Origin of the sequence: Vibrio metschnikovii CIP 69.14 (genome assembly GCF_000176155.1) — a bacterium.
Classification (GTDB): Bacteria; Pseudomonadota; Gammaproteobacteria; order Enterobacterales; family Vibrionaceae; genus Vibrio; species Vibrio metschnikovii.
In genome coordinates this window covers 22676-40857 of the sequence record NZ_ACZO01000007.1, presented here as the reverse complement: position 1 = coordinate 40857, position 18182 = coordinate 22676, and the positions used below count along the sequence as shown (strand labels likewise).

Sequence of the window (18182 nt, the reverse complement as noted above, 5' to 3'; positions counted from 1 at the left end):
TTGTTACCAAACCAGACTAGGGCAGACGAGCAGGGCGGTAAAATGGATAATTCTTGGTTACCCTATCAATTTTATTGATATAGTTGGGTGAGCCAGTAAAATGAAACGAATTGCTCATTATGGGCAAGGTAATGATGGCTATAAAAAGGATGTAGAGTGCGATATTCATTAAAACAGTTGGCCGTTTTTGATGCGGTAGCGGATTCCGGTAGTGTCAGTGTCGCGGCAGATAAACTCGCCTTAACTCAGTCAGCCACCAGTATGTCGCTCGCACAGCTAGAAAAAATGTTAGGGCGTCCACTATTTGAACGTCAAGGCAAGCAGATGGCACTGACTCATTGGGGGATGTGGTTGCGTCCGAAAGCGAAACGCTTACTGCAAGATGCTCAACAAATTGAAATGGGCTTTTATGATCAGCATTTATTGAGTGGAGAGATTCGTCTTGGTGCGAGTCAAACTCCTGCGGAACATCTTGTCCCCGATCTTATCAGTATTATTGATAGTGATTTTCCAGAGATCCGCATTGAGCTGGGCGTCAGAAGTACCCAGAGCGTGATCGACGGTATTTTAGATTATCGCTATGATTTAGGGATCATCGAAGGTCGTTGTGATGATAGCCGAATTCTCCAAGAAGTTTGGTGTCGTGATCACTTATGTATTGTTACTTCCGCTCATCATCCGTTTGCGAAACGCGATGTGGTGAGTTTAGCCCAATTAGAACAAGCGAAATGGGTATTACGTGAACAGGGCTCAGGGACGCGTGGTATTTTTGAGAGTGCAGTGCATAAGCTTATCCCGGATTTGGATGTATGGCGTGAATATGAGCATGTTCCCGTGCTGCGTAGTTTGGTAGAAAATGGCCCCTATTTAACCTGTTTGCCTTATTTGGATGTCGAACGATTTATTCAAAATGGTCAGTTAGTGGCGCTGAATGTTCCCCAGCTGAGTATGGAGAGAACATTAACTTTTATTTGGCGAGCAGATATGGCTGAAAACCCGTTAGCGGAATGTATTCGGCGTGAAGGATTACGGATGATGAAGGGTAAGCCCTATGTTCTTTAGTTCCTAAATCTGTTGATTTACCGTTTGCGTCACAATTTTATGTATTAAACTTCAATTGTTACTTTAAATATGTGTTCCTGATCACTGGTTATTGTGTTTGTTCCCCTTTACTATGCCGCTCATTGATAAGGTTGTTTGCAAGCGAGTCACTGCGGAGAAGATCATGAATATACTATTCGCCATTTCACTGACAACAGGGATCTTATCGGGTCTTTGGGGATGGATTGCTGTCTCGTTAGGGCTTCTCTCTTGGGCTGGTTTTTTAGGTTGCACCAGTTTTTTTGCTACGCCCAATGAAGGGATCAGAGGATTACTGCAAAGTTTACTGTGTAACATCAGCGGGGTTTTCTGGGCGTTAGTGATTATCTACAGCTCTTCGTGGATGGGGGTTGATGTATTAGGTTATATCATTACTGCAATGGTTGCCTTTATGATGTGTATTCAAGCGAGTAAAAGTTGGCTTGCTTATATTCCCGGTACCTTTATTGGATCTTGCGCAACATTTGCCGCAGCAGAACAATGGCCTTTGGTGATCCCTTCATTACTGCTTGGGGGAGTTTTTGGTTATTTGATGAAAACGAGCGGAGTGTGGCTTCATCAACGCGCACAAAATGCTTCTCAAACTAAACGCTTAAAATCCATCAATCGGGTCAGTTAAATCGTTTACTTGATAACGGATCCATTCTTCAAAATATGATGGTTGGATTGCATTGCTTATTTTTGTATCAATGACCTCATATCATCTTTTCTGATATCGACATTCATATTTCCCCTAAATGTGACTGTTTTGCTCCTTTGATACTAAGCACAGCCTAAAGTTAACTGGCTGTGCTTTTTCTTTGTTTATTGATCGAACGTTCGGTGCTCTCTAGCCATGACCGTTTGCCATCGTAATCACGCGTTTCAGTGTCCAGCGTAGTAGGACCGGGATAGATTCAAGACCATTTTTATCGCAGTGAGAAACAATCGCCAAAGCTAAGTCAGGTTTTGCGTGTTTTTTGAGTACGCGGCTAACCACTTTTTTAGCTGGAATAGGATGATCATGAGGGATCTTGACCATGTCTTTAAAAAAGTCTTCAAAGCCGTGAGAATAGAGAAAATGCTCGATATCACGATCAGGGAGTTCGGTTAATCGATGTCGAGGTTGATCATTGCCCAACATGCCGATCACTGTTGCCGCGTATTTCTTACCTGCAGGATCGCCGTCAGTAACCACATGCCATTCAATAGAAAAAGCTTTAGCCACTTTGATCAACGACTTTAATCCTGATTGGGCAAACTCGATAATTTGTACGCCTTCTGCAGCTAAGTTATAACCACATTGTCTTGCTAATTCACTAAATAACCAAACTTCAGTTTCGCCTTCTACCAATAGCCAACAGCGAGCGAAAAGCGCACCAGAACGATGAAAACGAATATGAAAACCAATTCTCCTTAACTCATCTCGGCTAACGCCATGGATCGGCATGCTGGTGGCGATCGTTTTATCTGATTGTCGAACTAAACGACGGATCGAGTGCAGGGGGACTGAGCCGAGGAGATCGCCACTATTAGTAGTTAAGATCTTTTGCATCGGTAACAACTCTAAAAGACTCCAGGCTCTGGCTAAGTGAGTGGGGTGTAAACGCCCTTCCGGATCTTCAACGATTAAAATCGGTCGCGCATAACGGCGAAGATCATTGGGTCCTTTCGCTTGAAGATAAGCATTAAGTAGCCCGAGCAGTAACAAACGCGTTTGGCGATTTTTGGTTTCATCGACAATTTGCGTTAAGCTTTTATCGTTGCTTGGTGAAGCGTAGACTAAGCTTTCGCGTTCACGACGTGGGTTTTTACGTTTTTGATCTTTGAAAGAAAAATAATGCTCGACTAAGGCTTGCATAGCACTCAGGCTACTGCGCATTTCACCTTTATTGACATGGCCGGGAATCGCCATTAAGCGGCGACATGTATTATTAATGCGTTTCTCAACGCGAGTGTTTTTACCGTTACCTTCGACAAAGGGGCGTTCAAATTGTCGAGAATCTCGCAGTCGGATCACCGGATGTAAATTCATCAGAGTTTGAGCGATTTGTGCGCTGTCATGAACTAAAATAGGATTACCGTCTAAATCTAAGAAAGCATAATCGGTTGAGATATCGTACTGTACCCGTGTTCCGCTGACACGATAAATGATTCGTTGATTGCCCTGTTCGTCTTGTCGCCACACGGGTTTCAGCTTGCGGTAACGCCCAGCTCGGTGTTCGCGAGGTTCTGTGGTGACAAAACTTAAAATGATTTGAATATCTTGGGTTTGGGGATGAGAGACAGAATAATCGACATGGAAATCTTGCAATTCGAACTGGTAAGGCCGACCATCGGCAGGTAGCATGATAGAGAGTGCATCCAATAACGAGGATTTACCCCACGTATTCTCACCAATGAGGGTGGTCAACTCATCAAAAGCGAGCGATAAACGGCGAATGCCACGAAATCCTGATATTTCAATACGTTCTAGATGCATCGGCAAGGTCCTTTTTCTCAACGCGTGCCTGCTTACGCTGAGCTTTTCTTTTAGCATAAAGGAAAAAGTCTGAAAAAGCAGACCGTTAAGGCTTGAAACTTGTCCTCATCTCACAAATTCATCCCTTTTATCTCGTATTACGTAATAAACGATAGGACAGTCGAACACTTTTTTTGCAAACCTATTTCATAAAAGTCACGATTCTGTCATGATTTTTCCGCTAGGATGAGCGCGAAAGAGAGAGAAAGTTATGAAAAAAATAAAAAATATTACATCAATCACTCTGGCTCATATCAATGATACCCATTCTTATTTTGAGCCAACATCATTACAACTGACCTTAAATATTGACGGGCAAACGATGACGCCTTTTGTCAGCGCAGGCGGTTTTGCACGTATTGCCACTCGTGTTGAGCAGTTAAGAGCGGATGCTAAGCGGATGCAGCGAGAGTTTATCTTGGTTCACGCTGGTGATTGTTTCCAAGGTACGCTCTATTTTTCGTTATTCAAAGGATTAGCGAACGCAGAAATGCTCAATTCACTGGGCCTTGATGCTATGACTTTAGGAAACCACGAGCTGGATATGGGTAATGATCCGGTGGCGCAATTTGCTGAGCGTATCCAATTTCCTTTACTTGCCGGTAACTGGGATTTATCGCAAGAGCATGAAGATAAACCTCACCGTTTAGCGACTAACCCGCGCGTGCATGCCTTTGATGTAGATAAACAGTGCGCTCGGTGGATGGTTAAATCCGCGCAGGGGAGCGATATCGCTCTCTTCGGTTTATCTTTGGATAAAATGGATGAGATAGCCAACCCAGATGCTGATACACCATTTATCAACGCCTTAGAAACAGCTAAGAATACCATTCAACAGATCCACAATGCTGGGATTAATAAAATTATTCTCGTCAGCCACTTAGGCTATGAAGCTGACAAAGAGTTAGCGGCGAAGGTTGATGGGATAAGTTTAATCGTTGGTGGTCATACTCACGTATTGCAAGGTGATTTTAGCTCACTAGGTTTAAGTTGTGAGGAATCCTATGGACAAAAAATTAACCAAACTTACGTTGTTCAAGCTGGGCTGTATGCATTGGCGTTAGGCCACTGCCAGATAGACTTTGATGAACAAGGTAACGTAGTGAATTTCTCAGGGCGTAATGAATTATTGCTGGGTCGACGTTTATTCCTTGATGCGAGCATGAGTGAAGCAGGCAGTGATTCTGCTTATCTCGATGCTTGTGATTTTGTCAACAATCATCCTAATGTTGTGGTGTGTAAAAAAGATCCGCAAGTGCATGCTATTTTGCGCAATAAATACATTCCTCGCGTGCGAGAGTTGCAGCAGCAAATCATTGGTCATGCTACTCAAGCACTACGCCATGTGCGTATTCCCGATCAAGAAGGCCCCAGTGAATTAGCTCCTTTAGTGGCGAGATCCTTTATGCATGTGATGCGTAAACGCGGCTATCCGGTTCAGTTTGCGATTCATAATGCGGGTGGTGTGAGGACCTCCTTATCTGCCGGTGCTGTTTCTGTTGCCGATATTGCCGGAAAATTGCTTCCGTTTGCCGTGCCGATTGGCGTCTATCGTTTAAAAGGTAAAAGCCTGGCTAAAGCCCTTGAAGGGGCAATTAATAACGCTTTAAATAATGGTGTCGAGGGCACGGGAGCGGGAAGTTATCCTTATACTCACCATCTTTCCTTTGAGTATCTGCCCGAACGACCGCTCGGAGAACGGATCGCCAATTTACAGATCTGGCAAAAGGGACAGTGGCATCCCGTACAAGCGGAACAGGAATATTGGGGAACGTCTTCGGCTTATACCATGAAAGGGAAAGAAGGCTATCAAGGACTGACCGAAATGAAAGGAGAAGGGAAAATCACTACGATTTCGATGGCCGATGCCTTTATTGAGTTTTTAACCGATAACCCCTCGATACTCAGTAATGACGCTGAACGACAAGAAACGGGACAATACACACGTTAATATGGCGTGTTCTTTGCAAAGCATTATGCGCTGTGACTCAAACAGGGGAGAAGCCAATGTGGAGCAAAGACTGGTTAGATGCTTTAGTGGTCGTCGTTTGGATTAGTTTATGGGCAGGTTTAGTGTATGCTTTGCCCTTCGCAGGGATTTAATTGCTATAAACTCTAGACGGAAGTAGTGACTAAGCATAAAATGGCGACGTTTGGGGAGTAGTCGCCATTTGTTTATTTGTCGTCATCACGTTAAGCATCGCTTATCCGGCAAATATAAATAGTTTGTTTATCACTTCTATTTCGACGAGACCAACGCATTCCATACTGCTGATTTAGGCAGTGAACTAACTGGTATGCGGAAGGTGTCGTTTTCCTATCGAGAATCCGTTTTCCTTCCGCCTGTGGAGGAATCATGACCCCGATCATCTATATTTCGTTTACGTTGTTAACCTTTGCTCTGGTTGCTATGGATATTTGGCAAACTCGTGGTAACCGAATTACCCTGCAACGCGCGTTAAGCTGGAGCTTGGTCTGGATTTTACTCGCGTTTTTGTTTGCGGCAGTCCTTTATCTATTTTGGGATGATTATGCTGTTTATAGCCCTTATAGCGCCTCGCAAGCAACATTAGCTTTTCTAACTGGTTATCTACTCGAAAAATCGCTCAGTATTGATAATTTGTTCGTCTTTGCGATTATTTTTCATCAGTATGCTGTGCCGGAGTCACTTCGTCCGAGAGCGCTTTTGTTCGGAGTGATTGGCGCTCTTGTGTTGCGTGCAGTGATGATTATCGTTGGTGCTCAATTACTCGAACAATATCATGGCTTATTGTATGTGTTTGCCCTGTTCTTAATGTGGACGGGTGTGCAATTATTGCGAGAAAAACCAGCGAGTCACGTCAATCCATTAGCAGAAAGAATCATCCGACGTTGCTGTCGAGTGACGAATCAATACCAAGGACATGCGCTTTGGGTACGTGTTGGCAAACGCTGGTGGGTTACTCCGATGTTGATCGTTGTTGGTGTGATCGCCTGTATGGACGTGATGTTTGCACTGGATTCTATTCCAGCCATCTTTGCGGTGACCAGAGAGCCTTTTCTCGTGCTCGCTGCTAACGTTTTCGCTTTGCTTGGCTTGCGTTCATTATTTTTTGTTTTACAAGGCTTGCTGGATAAGTTTATCTATTTAAAACCGGCGTTAGCTTTCATTATGATGTTTATTGGCGTAAAAATGTTACTGGTTGGATCCCGCTGGGAAATCCCGACTTGGATATCATTGTCGGTATTATTAATGACCATGCTATTTGCGATCATCGCATCACTTGTTAAAGGGCAGGCTCGATCTCAAGCTTCTGTTATTAAGTTAGAAAATAGTGACTTTACGCGAGAGTAAAATATTTGTTAATGAAAAGTCTGAAAAATCGTAGAGCGATTGTCCTTATGCATTTGATGGTTAAATAGTAGCTTTAAATGCGTTTGTTTTGAATATATATTCCGCAGTTGTTATGGGGTTGTTTCATTAGTTTTTTTTAATTCGAAATGACAAATTTTGTCACTTCTTTTGTAGCAATAGCTTGCTTAAAATGCGCGCAAATAAGTTACCGAATTAAGAGAGGCTCACATGGCACAAGCAATGCGTTTAGGTACTTTAACAGCACCCACCTCTATGGATAAAAAAACCTATGCGGTTAACTTCAAAGGATTGATAGCTCATTTGGTGGATATTCTTTTTGTGGAAACGAAACAAACAACGTATTACCACACTGCGGAATTATCTAGCCATATTCAACGTGATATTGGATTAACACGTTAAGCAAAAAGATAAGTTGTTAAAAGACAAAAGCCGACGAAAACGTCGGCTTTTTGCTATATACATTTAGCGCTTAGCAAAGATAAGCACAAAGTTGCTTATTTCTTGCGGCAATACTCAGCGATAATGTACATAGTTTGACCATTAACTTTACCCTGAATGTGCTTTGGATCATCGGTTAAGTTAATACCACGTACCGCCGTTCCTTGTTTGATGACCATGCTTGAGCCTTTCACTGGAAGATCTTTGATCACCGTGATGTCATCGCCTTTTTTGAGCTCGACACCATTCACGTCACGGGGTTTATCTTCATCATCGTTCATACCAATTTCGGCCCATTTTTGAAGATCTTCTTCCATATACATCATATCCAGCAAATCTTGCGCCCAGCTTTCTGTTGCTGATAAGCGCTTGAGTTGACGCCATGCCATTATCTGAACGGGCGCCACTTGGCTCCACATACTGTCATTTAGACAGCGCCAGTGATTCGCGTCCATCGTTTCAGGTTGTTCGATTTGTGAGCTGCAGGTGGCGCAAAGCATGATAGCGTGATCGACGGTGATCTGTGTATGCGGGGCAACCACATAAGGAGACAGCGAGCTCTGTGCTGCGCACAGTTCACATTTTGAGTCACAGCGTTCGAGTAAAGTTGCTTCAGTAGACATTGATTCCCACCTCTATAAGATTAAGTTCGCGGGTATTATCCACTTTATGCCTACGATTGGAAGGGTTAAACCCCGAGAATGTTCTGCAACTCTCGGGGTAGTGAAGACAATTAAAGTCGTTTTGAACGGGATGTTAGTTTATGGTCCACAATTGGGCGCTTGTCGCGTGGTATCTGGCAATGTTGAGATCTTCGCAGCCAGATCATTAATGCGTGTGCTGTGGGAAGGATGGGTCGATAGTAGCTCAGGCGGTTGCTGTCCCATCGAAGCTCTTGCCATATTCCGCCATAGTTCGATACTTTGTGTCGGATCAAACCCAGCTTGGGCCATTAAGGTTAATCCTAAGCGATCCGCTTCTGATTCTTGGCGGCGGCCATAAGGCATAATCACGCCATATTGAACACCGACACCTAAAGCCGCCATCGTCAAATCACGATATTGTGCATATTCTGAAGCACCTAAAGCAACATCAGTGACTTGTAATCCGACATTGGCCAGTTGGGCTTGAGAGAGGCGTTCATTACTATGATTGGCAAGTACATGAGCAATTTCATGACCAATCACCGTTGCCAGTTGATCTTGATTGACGGCAACGCTTAGTAATCCGGTATAAACTCCGATTTTGCCGCCAGGTAGGGCAAAAGCATTCACTTGTGGACTATCAAACAGGACAACTTCCCATTGCTCGACGCTAGGCTGCGCTGGGACGTACTGAAGAAGGGCATCGGTGACGCATTGTACGTAGCGAGTCAAGGCCGCATCTTGACTGATCGGCAACTCACTTTTCATTTGACTAAAAGATTGCACGCCGAGCGTGCTCATTTGGGTATTCGAGAACAGCAATAGCTGGTTGCGCCCAGTTGGCGAAGCGCTGCAAGCGGTTAAACCCATCAACGTTATCATTAAGCCTAAGATTTTTATCCTTAAACGCATAACACACCCTTAATCATAATTATCCCTATAATGACTCGGTAGGATAGATAGCCAAGTGGTTGTACAATATACCCAAGTTTGTTGGAGATGCAATATTGCTGGATGCGCGTTGTTGACGGCTATTGATGTATTTTATTAAGGGTGAACATGGAAATTTGGAAAAAGCCAATCAGCTTAGAGCGATTAAATGCCACGTCAAAAAAATACCATGATGGAGCATTTGAATATTATTTATACCGAGATCACGGAAAACACTATCTCGGCAACCATGCCTGTTTGTTCGTATACACATCAACCATTGGGCATGTTGCATGGCGGAGCCTCAGTGGTTTTAGCCGAAACCTTAGGCTCCATTGCCGGTAATTTTGCCGTCGATGAGACTCGCTATTGTGTAGGATTAGACATTAATGCTAATCACTTACGGGCTATGCGACAAGGTCAGGTGATTGGCACGGCAAAACCTATCCATATCGGGATTTCCACTCAAGTTTGGCAGATAGATATTACCGATGAACAAGGTCGCTTAGTCTGTGTCAGCCGTTTAACGTTGGCGGTCAAACAGCAGCGCAATAAAGTAAGCCAAGATAGCGAGGCAATCGAATGATGATTGAATTTTCCGGTGGGAAAATTATTGCCACCGCACATGAAGTGGTGGTGCGCTTACTGGGTGAGCATTCAATTAGTTTACAATCTTCAAGTGACAATGTCACTTTGCTTGGCGGAGGCGCGAATGTAATGCTGGCCAACAGTGGCGGTGTAAAATGGTCGGTTAAACTCGATAACAGCGAACAATTATCTGAGCTTGCTCAATCTTTAGGTTGCGATATCTCCTAAACTGGTGGCCGGCGCTTGCACTGAAGGACCTAAATAGAGGAAACTGTAGTAAGTTTTTAAGATATAGAGTTTCCTCCTTTATGAGTAGCCCTCGCTTACGTGTCCAATTTGAAACCTTATTTGCTCATTTTCATGGTCAAGATGCAGAGACGCAATTAGACGATATTACCGACATTTTATTTTGCACTCGACGTAATGCGCGTATTGTACTTAACAAGTTAGAAGATGAGGGATGGATTGAATGGCATCCCGCTCCAGGACGCGGCAAACTCTCACAGCTTATTTTTAAACGTAGTCGGGCAGATGTCAGTGAAAACCTTGCTCGCCGTTATCTGCAAGAAGGCAAAATAGGTCAAGCGCTGGCGGTATTGGATCAAGATGCCGCCAAGCTAACTCAAGTTATCCAGAGTTACCTAGGTGTACAACACCAAGAAGGCTTGCAAGTGGTGCGCTTGCCGTATTATCGACCACTCTCTATGCTCAACCCTACGAAGCCGATGCGCCGTTCAGAGCTGCATATTGCGCGGCAAATTTATTCTGGTTTGACTCGTTTAGATGAAGAAGAGCAATTGCAAGCCGATCTCGCGCACCACTGGCAAGCGTTAAGTCCAACACACTGGCGGTTTTATTTACGCCCAGGAGTACGTTTTCATAACGGGGAATTAATGACCACAGAGATGGTGGTGCAAAGTCTATGGCAATTACGTTTAGTGAATTTATTTGCGCACATTGACGCCATTACGACTCCGGATAATTGGGTTGTCGATATTCATCTAGCCAAACCCGATACTCGCTTACCGTTATTGCTGGCAGAATCTTGTGCAAAAATTTTATTGCCAGAGTCATTAAGGGCGGATGACTTTGATCAAAAACCGGTGGGTAGTGGTCCTTATAAGGTATTCGTTAATGATGAGAAAAGGCTAGTACTACAAGCATTTGATGGCTATTTTGGTTTTCGTCCGTTGCTGGACCGTGTCGAAGTATGGGTTATTGATGAAGTGCACTCCTCAATGGTATTTCCGAGCTTAACGCATCCGATGAAAAGTCAGCGCGGCTCATTTAGTGAAGATGTTGAACTCGATCCAGGTTGTACTTATTTATTACTCAATCGTCGTAACGGGATTGCGTCTAATGAGGCTTGGGCTAATTATTTACAAACCAAACTCAGTGCGCTGAATTTATTTCGTTTGTTACCAGAAGAAAAGGTGGTTGAACTGGGCGTATTGCCTGCTTATGGATTAAAGCCGGGTTGGTATCATCAAAATGGGCCAATGTCAGCCGTTGAACCACCAATCGGTAAAACCGTTACGGTTGCTTATCATGCTCAACATCCTATGTTTCCTACTTTAGCGAAGTGTATTGAACGCCTACTTAAAGAAGATGGTATAGACGTCAGCTTCATTAAATATGAATTAACCGTCGATGATGTCGATCAGGTAGACATTTGGATCAAAGCTATGGGTATTGCTAACCATCGGGATGATGCACTGGCTGGCTGGTTATTGGATTACTCTGATATTGAACCAATGAGTCAAGCTGAGGATTTTTATCGTTGGTCTGGATTGATTGATCAATGGCGTGCGAGCGATGAATCAACCCCTTTTCCCGCTCAAGAGCTCGGTAAGTCCTTAGTCGCCAGTAAACAGATCATTCCAATGTTTCATTGCTGGTTAGGGGTGAATAAAGATCAATGTGGTGCGTTACAAAATGCAAAGTGCAATGCCTTAGGCTGGTTTGATTTTAGCCAAGTATGGGTAAAGCCAGAGTAAAACGATCGTCTAATCACCGATCTTGTATGAGGAAAGAAGAGATGCAAAGCCCGATTACTTTAGAAGCGCTACATATCCTTGATGCGATTGATCGCCGTGGCAGTTTTGCTGCCGCGGCCAATGAACTGAACCGCGCACCAAGCTCATTGAGTTATCAAATTCAAAAGCTTGAACAAGATTTGGATATGATGATTTTTGATCGCTCTGGTCATAAAGCCAGTTTTACTGATGCCGGACGGTTGATCCTTGAGCGTGGGCGAACCATTTTGTCGGCCGCCGAGAAGCTAGTTAACGATGCGACGTTACTTGCTAACGGTTGGGAATTGGATATTACATTGGCTTTTGATGGCATCATTCCGGTCGCGAACTTTTTTCCTTTGGTGGATGCGTTAGGCAATGTCAGTAAAACTCGAATTCGTCTACAAGAAGAGATTTTAGCCGGAAGTTGGGAGTCTCTCGCTACAGGAAGAGCCGATTTACTGATTTGCCCCAAGATAGACAGTTTACCGCAAGAAGTAAAATCAGAGCGATTAGGCTCAATGTCACTGATTTGGGTTGCTGCGAGCGATCATTATGTTCATCGCCGTCGTGGTGAGTTTGATGAGCAGGCTCGACAGAAGTATCGAGTGATTGCGATTGCCGATACAGCGCGGGAACAGCCAGCGATGAGTATTAATATCTTAGAAAAACAGCCGCGTTTGACGGTGAGTAATTTTAATGCCAAATGCCAAGCGCTGGTGGAGGGATTAGGTATTGGTACGTTACCGATACAAATCGCGCAGCCGTTGATTGCCAGTGGGCAGTTGCAAAAGATATCGGGCAGCATGGATAAACATATTGATATTGTTATGGCGTGGCGCAGAAATACGACGGGTGAAGCCAAATCGTGGTGTATTCAATATTTGAAAAAACATTGGGATCTCGTCTGATCTACCAGAGTCTTGGTTTACGGTTCGGTCAGGGTTAAGAGCATATCTGCCGTTCCATCTTCAAAATGGATCTCGATACTAAAGCCGAGTTTTTGGGCTAAACTGAGCATCCCTTTATTGCTAGGCATGGTCATACCTGAGATGCGGGCAGTGCCTTTCGTTTGGCAGTAATCAATGATCTTTTTCATTAGTAATGATCCGAGCCCTTTACCTTTAAGATCGGAGCGGATCAAAATGGCAAATTCAGCATCACTATTATCATGGTTGATCAATGCTCGTGAGACGCCAATGATCTCTGCTGGTGAGGTTTTATGGCTGACAGCAACAAAAGCCATCTCTCGGTCGTAATCAATTTGGGTAAAGTTGGCTAGCGCTTCGTGATTAAATTCACCGACATCCGAAAAAAAGCGTTTGTACAGATCTTCTTTTGAGACTCGATGAATGAAAGCGGCATGTTGTGGCTCATCTTCGGGGAGAATCGGCCTAAGAGTTAGCGGCTCCCCATCTTTAGCGATGACATTTTCTACCAATTCAGAAGGATAGGGACGGATAGCTAACCGACTTTGCGCATCCCCTTCGAAACGCTGTAATATCAAATCGGCATCTAGAATCGTAAATTGATCACCATTGACCAGTAAAGGGTGGATATCCAATTCATGTACTTGTGGACACTCAATAATCAGTTGGGAAATTCGGACTAAAAATTCGGATAAACCGTCAATGTTTATTGGTACTGGTTGTTTTTGTAGACGAATTTTACCGCTGCGTAGCGCCCGAATAATTAAATATCTTGCTAATGTACTATTTAATGGCGGTAATGCAGCGACTGCATCCAGTGACTCTTCCCATTCAGAACCACCTTGCCCCAGTAAAATCACCGGACCAAAAATAGCATCGTGTTTGACTTTAATACGTAACTCTTCTCCTCCGCCCAACTTGGCCATCGCTTGCACCAACAAGCCATACACTCTAGCTGCAGGGTAGGAAAGTTGGGTTCTATCAAGGATCGATTGCGCGGCATTAGCCACTTCGTTACGGTTGCGTAGGTTAAGCATAACGCCTTGCACATCGGATTTATGACTAATGTCTGGAGATCGCAATTTTACCGCAACCGGATAGCCAATCGTTTCTGCTATGTGTACCGCCTCACTACTGTCTGAAGCAATCCAGGTAGGTAACACATTAAAATGAAAGCATTTGAGGAACGTACCTATTTGATGAGTATCAATATGTACACTTTCTTGTTCGCTTAAATGTTCGGCGATCCACACTTTGGCGCTATTGATTTCTGAAGCGGTCACCAACTCAGTGGTCGTCGGTGTTTCCATCAACTGTTTTTGGTTACGCCTAAATTCAACCAAATGCATGAAAGCGACGACGGCACTTTCTGGCGTGCGGTAGGTCGGGATGCCAGCTTGAGTAAAAATGTGCCGAGCCGGGCGGGCGGTGAGTTCCCCAGACCAATTGGTCAGAATATTAAAACGTCTCGCCCGAGGATGGGTTTTAATCACCTCAACAATAGCCATTGCTGTTTGCTCTGAGTGCGCGATGGCGGAAGGAGAGTGCATAATCAGGATAGCATCGATATCATCACTATCGAGTACCGCTTTTAACGCATTAACATAACGAGTGTGGTCAGCGTCCCCAACAATATCAATCGGGTTGTTTTGCGACCAACTGCGCGGAAGGCATTGATCAAGTTGTTGGTAAACGGTATGGCTTAATTGTGCTAATTTACCTCCGCGTTCGAGTAACGTATCGACAGCCATAATAGCAGGCCCACCACCATTAGTGATGATCGCCAGCCGCTCGCCTTGGAGTGGTACTGCATGAGTTAACGTTTCAACGGCCGCAAACAGCTCATGCGTATTATTAACCCTCAACATACCGGTTCTGCGAATGGCAGAATCGTAAATAATGTCTAGTGTATCTTCGCCTCCAGTGTGTATTTTAGCTGCTTTTCGCCCTGCAGCGGTTCTCCCCCCTTTTAAAACAAGTATTCGTCGATTACGAGACGCGGCGCGTGCCGCGGATAAAAAGCGGCGTGCATCTTTGATGGTATCGACATACAACAAAATTGCGTGGGTATGCTTATCGATACTGAGCGAATCGAGTAAATCAGCGAAGTCGATATCGCAGGCGTTGCCCAGGGAAACAAAAGCCGAAAAGCCAATTTGTTTATCATTCGCCCAATCGAGAATTGTAGTACAGACGGCTGCTGACTGAGAAATAAAAGCAATATGGCCCTTTAAGGCATTGACTGGAGAAAATGAGCCATTGAAGTGTATCCAAGGCAGAATAATACCAAGGCTATTAGGACCTAGTACGCGAATACCGGCTTGCTTGGCAATCGTTAGGCACTGTTGCTGAATTTCATGCTGTTGAGTATCTTCACTGTACATATCGGCGGATAATACGATAACTCATGAGACGCCTTTCTCTGCCAATTGACGAAAAAGTTCAAGATTACGAGAAGCATGAGTACAAAGAATCGCAATATCGGGGACGAGAGGTAAATCAAGCACAGTCTTATAAGCCAAGACCCCACACACAGAAGGATAACGAGGCGTTACTGGCATAATTGCACCATCGAAACCGCCCTGAAGTAGGTTTTTCATGACGATATTACCGGCACGAAAAGATCGCGTTGAAGCGCCAATCACAGCCACAGATCTTGGATTAAGTAGCGGGTTAATAGAATTCATGATGCAAAAGACCTAAAAGGTAACGAGCCAATAACTAAGTTTTGCCTTTAGCATGAAATCTTCACCAAAGGTCAATACAGCCATATCAACAACACTGTAGTTAAAATTATCTAATGGTGTTGATGTATTTAGTCTGGATGTGATCTTCATGACATCATCTCTCTTTCACTTTGTGCCACAAATCACAGGATAATCAGAGATAATCACATCCTATACTTGATTATAAGACGCGCTATCGGCATGATTTACATTACTTTCTATCTAAGGTGTTATTGGTTTATGAAAAGAATTGCGATTGTTGGCTTGTGCGCGCTGCTGGCCGCCTGTGCCTCAGAAAATTATATCACGGATGTAACAACTCAAAGCCACACGGAAGAGTTTGCCGTGGCTGATATTCCTAAACCTATTGTCTCAGAAAGGGGTAACGCTGACGGTGTCTCCGAGCGTAATGTTCAAGCTCAAGTGATCAAAATGGCTCCGGCTGAAGAGAAACAAATCGTCAAAGCAACGCCGCCAGCCAAACCTAAAGTCACTATTGCACCACCAACCGAACAGCAATTAGCAATGAATCCACGTTATGGCTTCACCATTCAAGTTGTTGCCGTTGGGGCGCAAACTAAGGTTGATCAATTTGCGAATCAGTTACCTAAAGATGAACAACCGATCTGGGAAAACTATAAAGTCGTTAATGGCACGAAATGGTACACGGTCTTGTATGGTGATTACGCCACTCGTCAGGAAGCGTTGAACGCCTTGCAAAGATTGCCAGAAGAATTCCGTGACTTGAAACCATTCGTTAAGAGCATTGATAGTATTAAAAATTCAGATTTCCCCACACTAAATAAACTCAACTAATGAACGTTTACAACAGGGGCCTTTGCCCCTGTACTGTTTATTCTCTACACAATTAAACTAAGATTAGGTAATAAATCCTCTTCTATGGTGTACCTCTGTGCTGAATTGTCTATCATAGCCGATAAAATGAATGTAGTTACTGCATCACTTGGCCTCGTGGCCTGCAACCGAATTTTGGTGTAACGGAACAGTGTAATGAAAAAAACAACAATTTTACTTTTATGTGGTGGGGGCTCATCAGAACATGAGATCTCGCTAGTTTCCGCTGATTATTTGCAGCAACAACTGACGTTAACGCCATCGTTCGACGTGATTCGAGTAGAGATGAAACCTGCTGGCTGGTTTACTGAGTCTGGCGATATGGTTTATCTTGATACGAACTCTGCCTCACTAAACAGTGAGCATGGATCTCATCGCATTGACTTTGTTGTGCCTTGCATCCACGGTTATCCGGGAGAAACGGGCGACATCCAATCGATGCTAGAGCTGGCCGGTATCCCATATTTAGGATGTGGACCAGAAGCCAGTAGTAATAGTTTCAATAAAATCACGTCGAAACTATGGTATGACGCACTCGGTATTCCTAATACACCCTACTTATTTTTAACAGAAAATAACGATGAAGCTTTGTGTAAAGCTCAGCAAGCCTTTGATAAATGGGGTGCAGTGTTTATTAAGGCGGCTCGACAAGGTTCATCGGTTGGCTGTTACAAGGTCACCGATAAGCAGCAAATTGCTAAGGCAATTGATGATGCCTTTACCTTTTCTGATCAAGTGCTGGTTGAACAAGCCGTCAAACCACGAGAATTAGAAGTCGCCGCTTATGAGCTCGGTGGCAAACTCCATATTACTCAGCCTGGCGAGATTATTGCTCCTGATGATGCTTTTTATAGCTATGAAGAGAAATACAGCGCAAATAGCCACTCAATGACTAAAGTGACTGCGGATAATATCACCGCAGAGCAAAGAGACCTCATTAAGCGCTATGCAGAGAAAGTTTTTGTGCATATGAAATTAAGACATCTTGCTCGAATTGACTTTTTCCTTACCTCACAAGGTGAAATTTATCTTAATGAAGTGAATACTTTCCCGGGTATGACGCCCATTTCAATGTTCCCGAAAATGCTGGAACACCACGGCCACTCATTCTCCGTGTTTTTAGCTGATTGTGTCCAACGTTCACTTATGTCCAAGGTTTAATTCGAGTAAATTTTATTTTAGCGACTGCTGCGGTGTGTAACTTACCTAAGTATTGGTTAGGCATCGCAGGGCTTAACCAACGGCCAAAACTTTGAATATCTTTAGTATGATAACCTTGTTCGGCTAACTCTTTTACTGCACCAATTCGGGTCGATTGACCTGAAAACTTTAAATGTGGTAGCGCTAATAAATCACCAGCACGCCTTAATATACGATAGATGGATGAATCATCTAAAGGTCGATTATTGATATTGCCATGCCTATCAATTGAGCGAAAAACTGCGCCGTCTTGCTGAGAGATTAATGCTGTCCAACGAGCTAATATTTGCTGGGCGGAAGGGGATAATTGATAGATTTCATTGCCGATCCTAAGTTGACTATGATCTTCTGTAATATCCGTGAAGCTGAGCTTTTTAAGCTCTCCTCGTTTCATGGCACATTCAAACATCACGTGATAGATAGCTAAATCACGTATCGTGAGGCTTTCATTACTTTTAACCATCAATTGATAAAGTGATGCCAAGTGTTGACGAGTAAAACATTCAGCTTGTTTCTCATCGCCGTATTTTTCTGCCCTTAAGCGTTGAAGAAGTTGACGAACTTGAACATTCAACGTCGGATCTTTTTGATTCAGTAAGTAATGAATCATACCGATAGTGACAGAGTAACGTCTAATGGTACTAAACTTTCTTACCTTGGCTTCACTTTCAAGAAATAACCTAACGGCGGTAACGGAGGCCGGTAAAGGGTTTACTGATTTTCTTTGGCAAAATTCAGTGAAAATATTCCAATCTTTACTGAAGGCGAGTAATGAATTTTTTTGATAGTGTTCTCGGGTCAATAGAGCAAGCTGCTGTGGTGTGATAGGATGCTTAAATTCCAATAGCTTAGCTTTAATCTGTTTTGCTTCGGTCAATTGTACAAGAGGTCTTTTCATGTT

14 protein-coding genes and 2 pseudogenes are annotated in these 18182 nt (G+C 43.7%); 11 read left to right on the top strand and 5 right to left on the bottom strand.

Annotation, left to right across the window (positions count from 1 at the left end; translation table 11 throughout):
- The first annotated feature begins 156 nt into the window (after positions 1 to 156).
- Both VIB_RS12015 and VIB_RS12010 read left to right on the top strand, forming a co-directional pair.
- A complete protein-coding gene (locus VIB_RS12015; RefSeq protein WP_004396351.1) occupies positions 157 to 1062 on the top strand; it encodes a LysR substrate-binding domain-containing protein in 906 nt (301 codons plus the stop codon).
- A gap of 163 nt (positions 1063 to 1225) precedes the next feature.
- Positions 1226 to 1720 carry a DUF1097 domain-containing protein gene (locus VIB_RS12010; protein ID WP_040905013.1) on the top strand — a complete coding sequence of 165 codons (495 nt, stop codon included), beginning with the start codon at positions 1226 to 1228 and terminating at the stop codon, positions 1718 to 1720.
- A gap of 210 nt (positions 1721 to 1930) precedes the next feature.
- Here VIB_RS12010 and VIB_RS12005 read toward each other — a convergent pair whose 3' ends face one another.
- Entirely contained in the window at positions 1931 to 3562 is a 1632-nt protein-coding gene (locus VIB_RS12005; protein ID WP_004396350.1) for an ATP-dependent endonuclease, read from the bottom strand.
- Between the two features lie 250 nt (positions 3563 to 3812).
- On the opposite strand from VIB_RS12005, the gene VIB_RS12000 reads away from it, so the two are divergent.
- From VIB_RS12000 to VIB_RS11985, 3 genes are all read left to right on the top strand, one after another.
- On the top strand, positions 3813 to 5552 hold the full coding sequence (locus VIB_RS12000; protein WP_004396349.1) for a bifunctional metallophosphatase/5'-nucleotidase: 1740 nt from the start codon (positions 3813 to 3815) through the stop codon (positions 5550 to 5552).
- Positions 5553 to 5957: 405 nt separating this feature from the next.
- On the top strand, positions 5958 to 6935 hold the full coding sequence (locus tag VIB_RS11990) for a TerC/Alx family metal homeostasis membrane protein (protein WP_004396348.1): 978 nt from the start codon (positions 5958 to 5960) through the stop codon (positions 6933 to 6935).
- Positions 6936 to 7163: 228 nt separating this feature from the next.
- Positions 7164 to 7355, top strand: a complete 192-nt coding sequence (locus tag VIB_RS11985) for a hypothetical protein (RefSeq protein ID WP_004396347.1) — start codon at positions 7164 to 7166, stop codon at positions 7353 to 7355.
- Positions 7356 to 7450: 95 nt separating this feature from the next.
- Here the strand turns inward: VIB_RS11985 and VIB_RS11980 are convergent, their stop codons facing one another.
- Together VIB_RS11980 and VIB_RS11975 are read right to left on the bottom strand one after the other, a co-directional pair.
- Entirely contained in the window at positions 7451 to 8017 is a 567-nt protein-coding gene (locus VIB_RS11980) for a PhnA domain-containing protein (RefSeq protein ID WP_040905009.1), read from the bottom strand.
- Positions 8018 to 8155: 138 nt separating this feature from the next.
- Entirely contained in the window at positions 8156 to 8950 is a 795-nt protein-coding gene (locus VIB_RS11975) for a M48 family metallopeptidase (RefSeq protein WP_004396345.1), read from the bottom strand.
- Positions 8951 to 9097: 147 nt separating this feature from the next.
- On the opposite strand from VIB_RS11975, the pseudogene VIB_RS11970 reads away from it, so the two are divergent.
- The 4 genes and pseudogenes from VIB_RS11970 to VIB_RS11955 all read left to right on the top strand — a co-directional run bounded on the left by VIB_RS11970 (position 9098) and on the right by VIB_RS11955 (position 12482).
- Positions 9098 to 9554 (top strand): annotated as a pseudogene (locus tag VIB_RS11970) (hotdog fold thioesterase).
- A complete protein-coding gene (locus tag VIB_RS11965; RefSeq protein ID WP_004396339.1) occupies positions 9551 to 9784 on the top strand; it encodes a DUF3389 domain-containing protein in 234 nt (77 codons plus the stop codon). The pseudogene VIB_RS11970 and the gene VIB_RS11965 overlap by 4 nt, the downstream one beginning before the upstream one ends.
- An 80-nt stretch (positions 9785 to 9864) precedes the next feature.
- Entirely contained in the window at positions 9865 to 11553 is a 1689-nt protein-coding gene (locus tag VIB_RS11960) for an SgrR family transcriptional regulator (protein ID WP_004396337.1), read from the top strand.
- Between the two features lie 41 nt (positions 11554 to 11594).
- Positions 11595 to 12482, top strand: coding sequence for a LysR family transcriptional regulator (locus tag VIB_RS11955; protein ID WP_004396336.1), 888 nt, complete (start codon positions 11595 to 11597; stop codon positions 12480 to 12482).
- 17 nt (positions 12483 to 12499) lie between these two features.
- On the opposite strand, the pseudogene VIB_RS11950 reads toward VIB_RS11955, so the two are convergent.
- Positions 12500 to 15187 (bottom strand): annotated as a pseudogene (locus VIB_RS11950) (bifunctional acetate--CoA ligase family protein/GNAT family N-acetyltransferase).
- Between the two features lie 279 nt (positions 15188 to 15466).
- Between VIB_RS11950 and VIB_RS11945 the strand changes: the two are divergent.
- Complete coding sequence (locus tag VIB_RS11945; protein ID WP_040905007.1) at positions 15467 to 16042, top strand: SPOR domain-containing protein; 576 nt, start codon at positions 15467 to 15469, stop codon at positions 16040 to 16042.
- Positions 16043 to 16237: 195 nt separating this feature from the next.
- Positions 16238 to 17242, top strand: a complete 1005-nt coding sequence (locus VIB_RS11940) for a D-alanine--D-alanine ligase (RefSeq protein WP_004396333.1) — start codon at positions 16238 to 16240, stop codon at positions 17240 to 17242.
- Here the strand turns inward: VIB_RS11940 and VIB_RS11935 are convergent.
- Complete coding sequence (locus VIB_RS11935) at positions 17226 to 18179, bottom strand: tyrosine-type recombinase/integrase (protein ID WP_004396331.1); 954 nt, start codon at positions 18177 to 18179, stop codon at positions 17226 to 17228. The two genes, VIB_RS11940 and VIB_RS11935, sit on opposite strands and share 17 nt — an antisense overlap.
- Positions 18180 to 18182: the final 3 nt, after the last annotated feature.

Coding starts and splice junctions, on each gene's coding strand:
- VIB_RS11975 (WP_004396345.1), bottom strand. CDS start 8,950: ATGCGTTTAAGGATAAAAATCTTAGGCTTAATGATAACGTTGATGGGT.
- VIB_RS11940 (WP_004396333.1), top strand. CDS start 16,238: ATGAAAAAAACAACAATTTTACTTTTATGTGGTGGGGGCTCATCAGAA.
- VIB_RS11955 (WP_004396336.1), top strand. CDS start 11,595: ATGCAAAGCCCGATTACTTTAGAAGCGCTACATATCCTTGATGCGATT.
- VIB_RS12000 (WP_004396349.1), top strand. CDS start 3,813: ATGAAAAAAATAAAAAATATTACATCAATCACTCTGGCTCATATCAAT.
- VIB_RS11985 (WP_004396347.1), top strand. CDS start 7,164: ATGGCACAAGCAATGCGTTTAGGTACTTTAACAGCACCCACCTCTATG.
- VIB_RS11980 (WP_040905009.1), bottom strand. CDS start 8,017: ATGTCTACTGAAGCAACTTTACTCGAACGCTGTGACTCAAAATGTGAA.
- VIB_RS12010 (WP_040905013.1), top strand. CDS start 1,226: ATGAATATACTATTCGCCATTTCACTGACAACAGGGATCTTATCGGGT.
- VIB_RS11945 (WP_040905007.1), top strand. CDS start 15,467: ATGAAAAGAATTGCGATTGTTGGCTTGTGCGCGCTGCTGGCCGCCTGT.
- VIB_RS11960 (WP_004396337.1), top strand. CDS start 9,865: ATGAGTAGCCCTCGCTTACGTGTCCAATTTGAAACCTTATTTGCTCAT.
- VIB_RS11990 (WP_004396348.1), top strand. CDS start 5,958: ATGACCCCGATCATCTATATTTCGTTTACGTTGTTAACCTTTGCTCTG.
- VIB_RS11935 (WP_004396331.1), bottom strand. CDS start 18,179: ATGAAAAGACCTCTTGTACAATTGACCGAAGCAAAACAGATTAAAGCT.
- VIB_RS11965 (WP_004396339.1), top strand. CDS start 9,551: ATGATGATTGAATTTTCCGGTGGGAAAATTATTGCCACCGCACATGAA.
- VIB_RS12005 (WP_004396350.1), bottom strand. CDS start 3,562: ATGCATCTAGAACGTATTGAAATATCAGGATTTCGTGGCATTCGCCGT.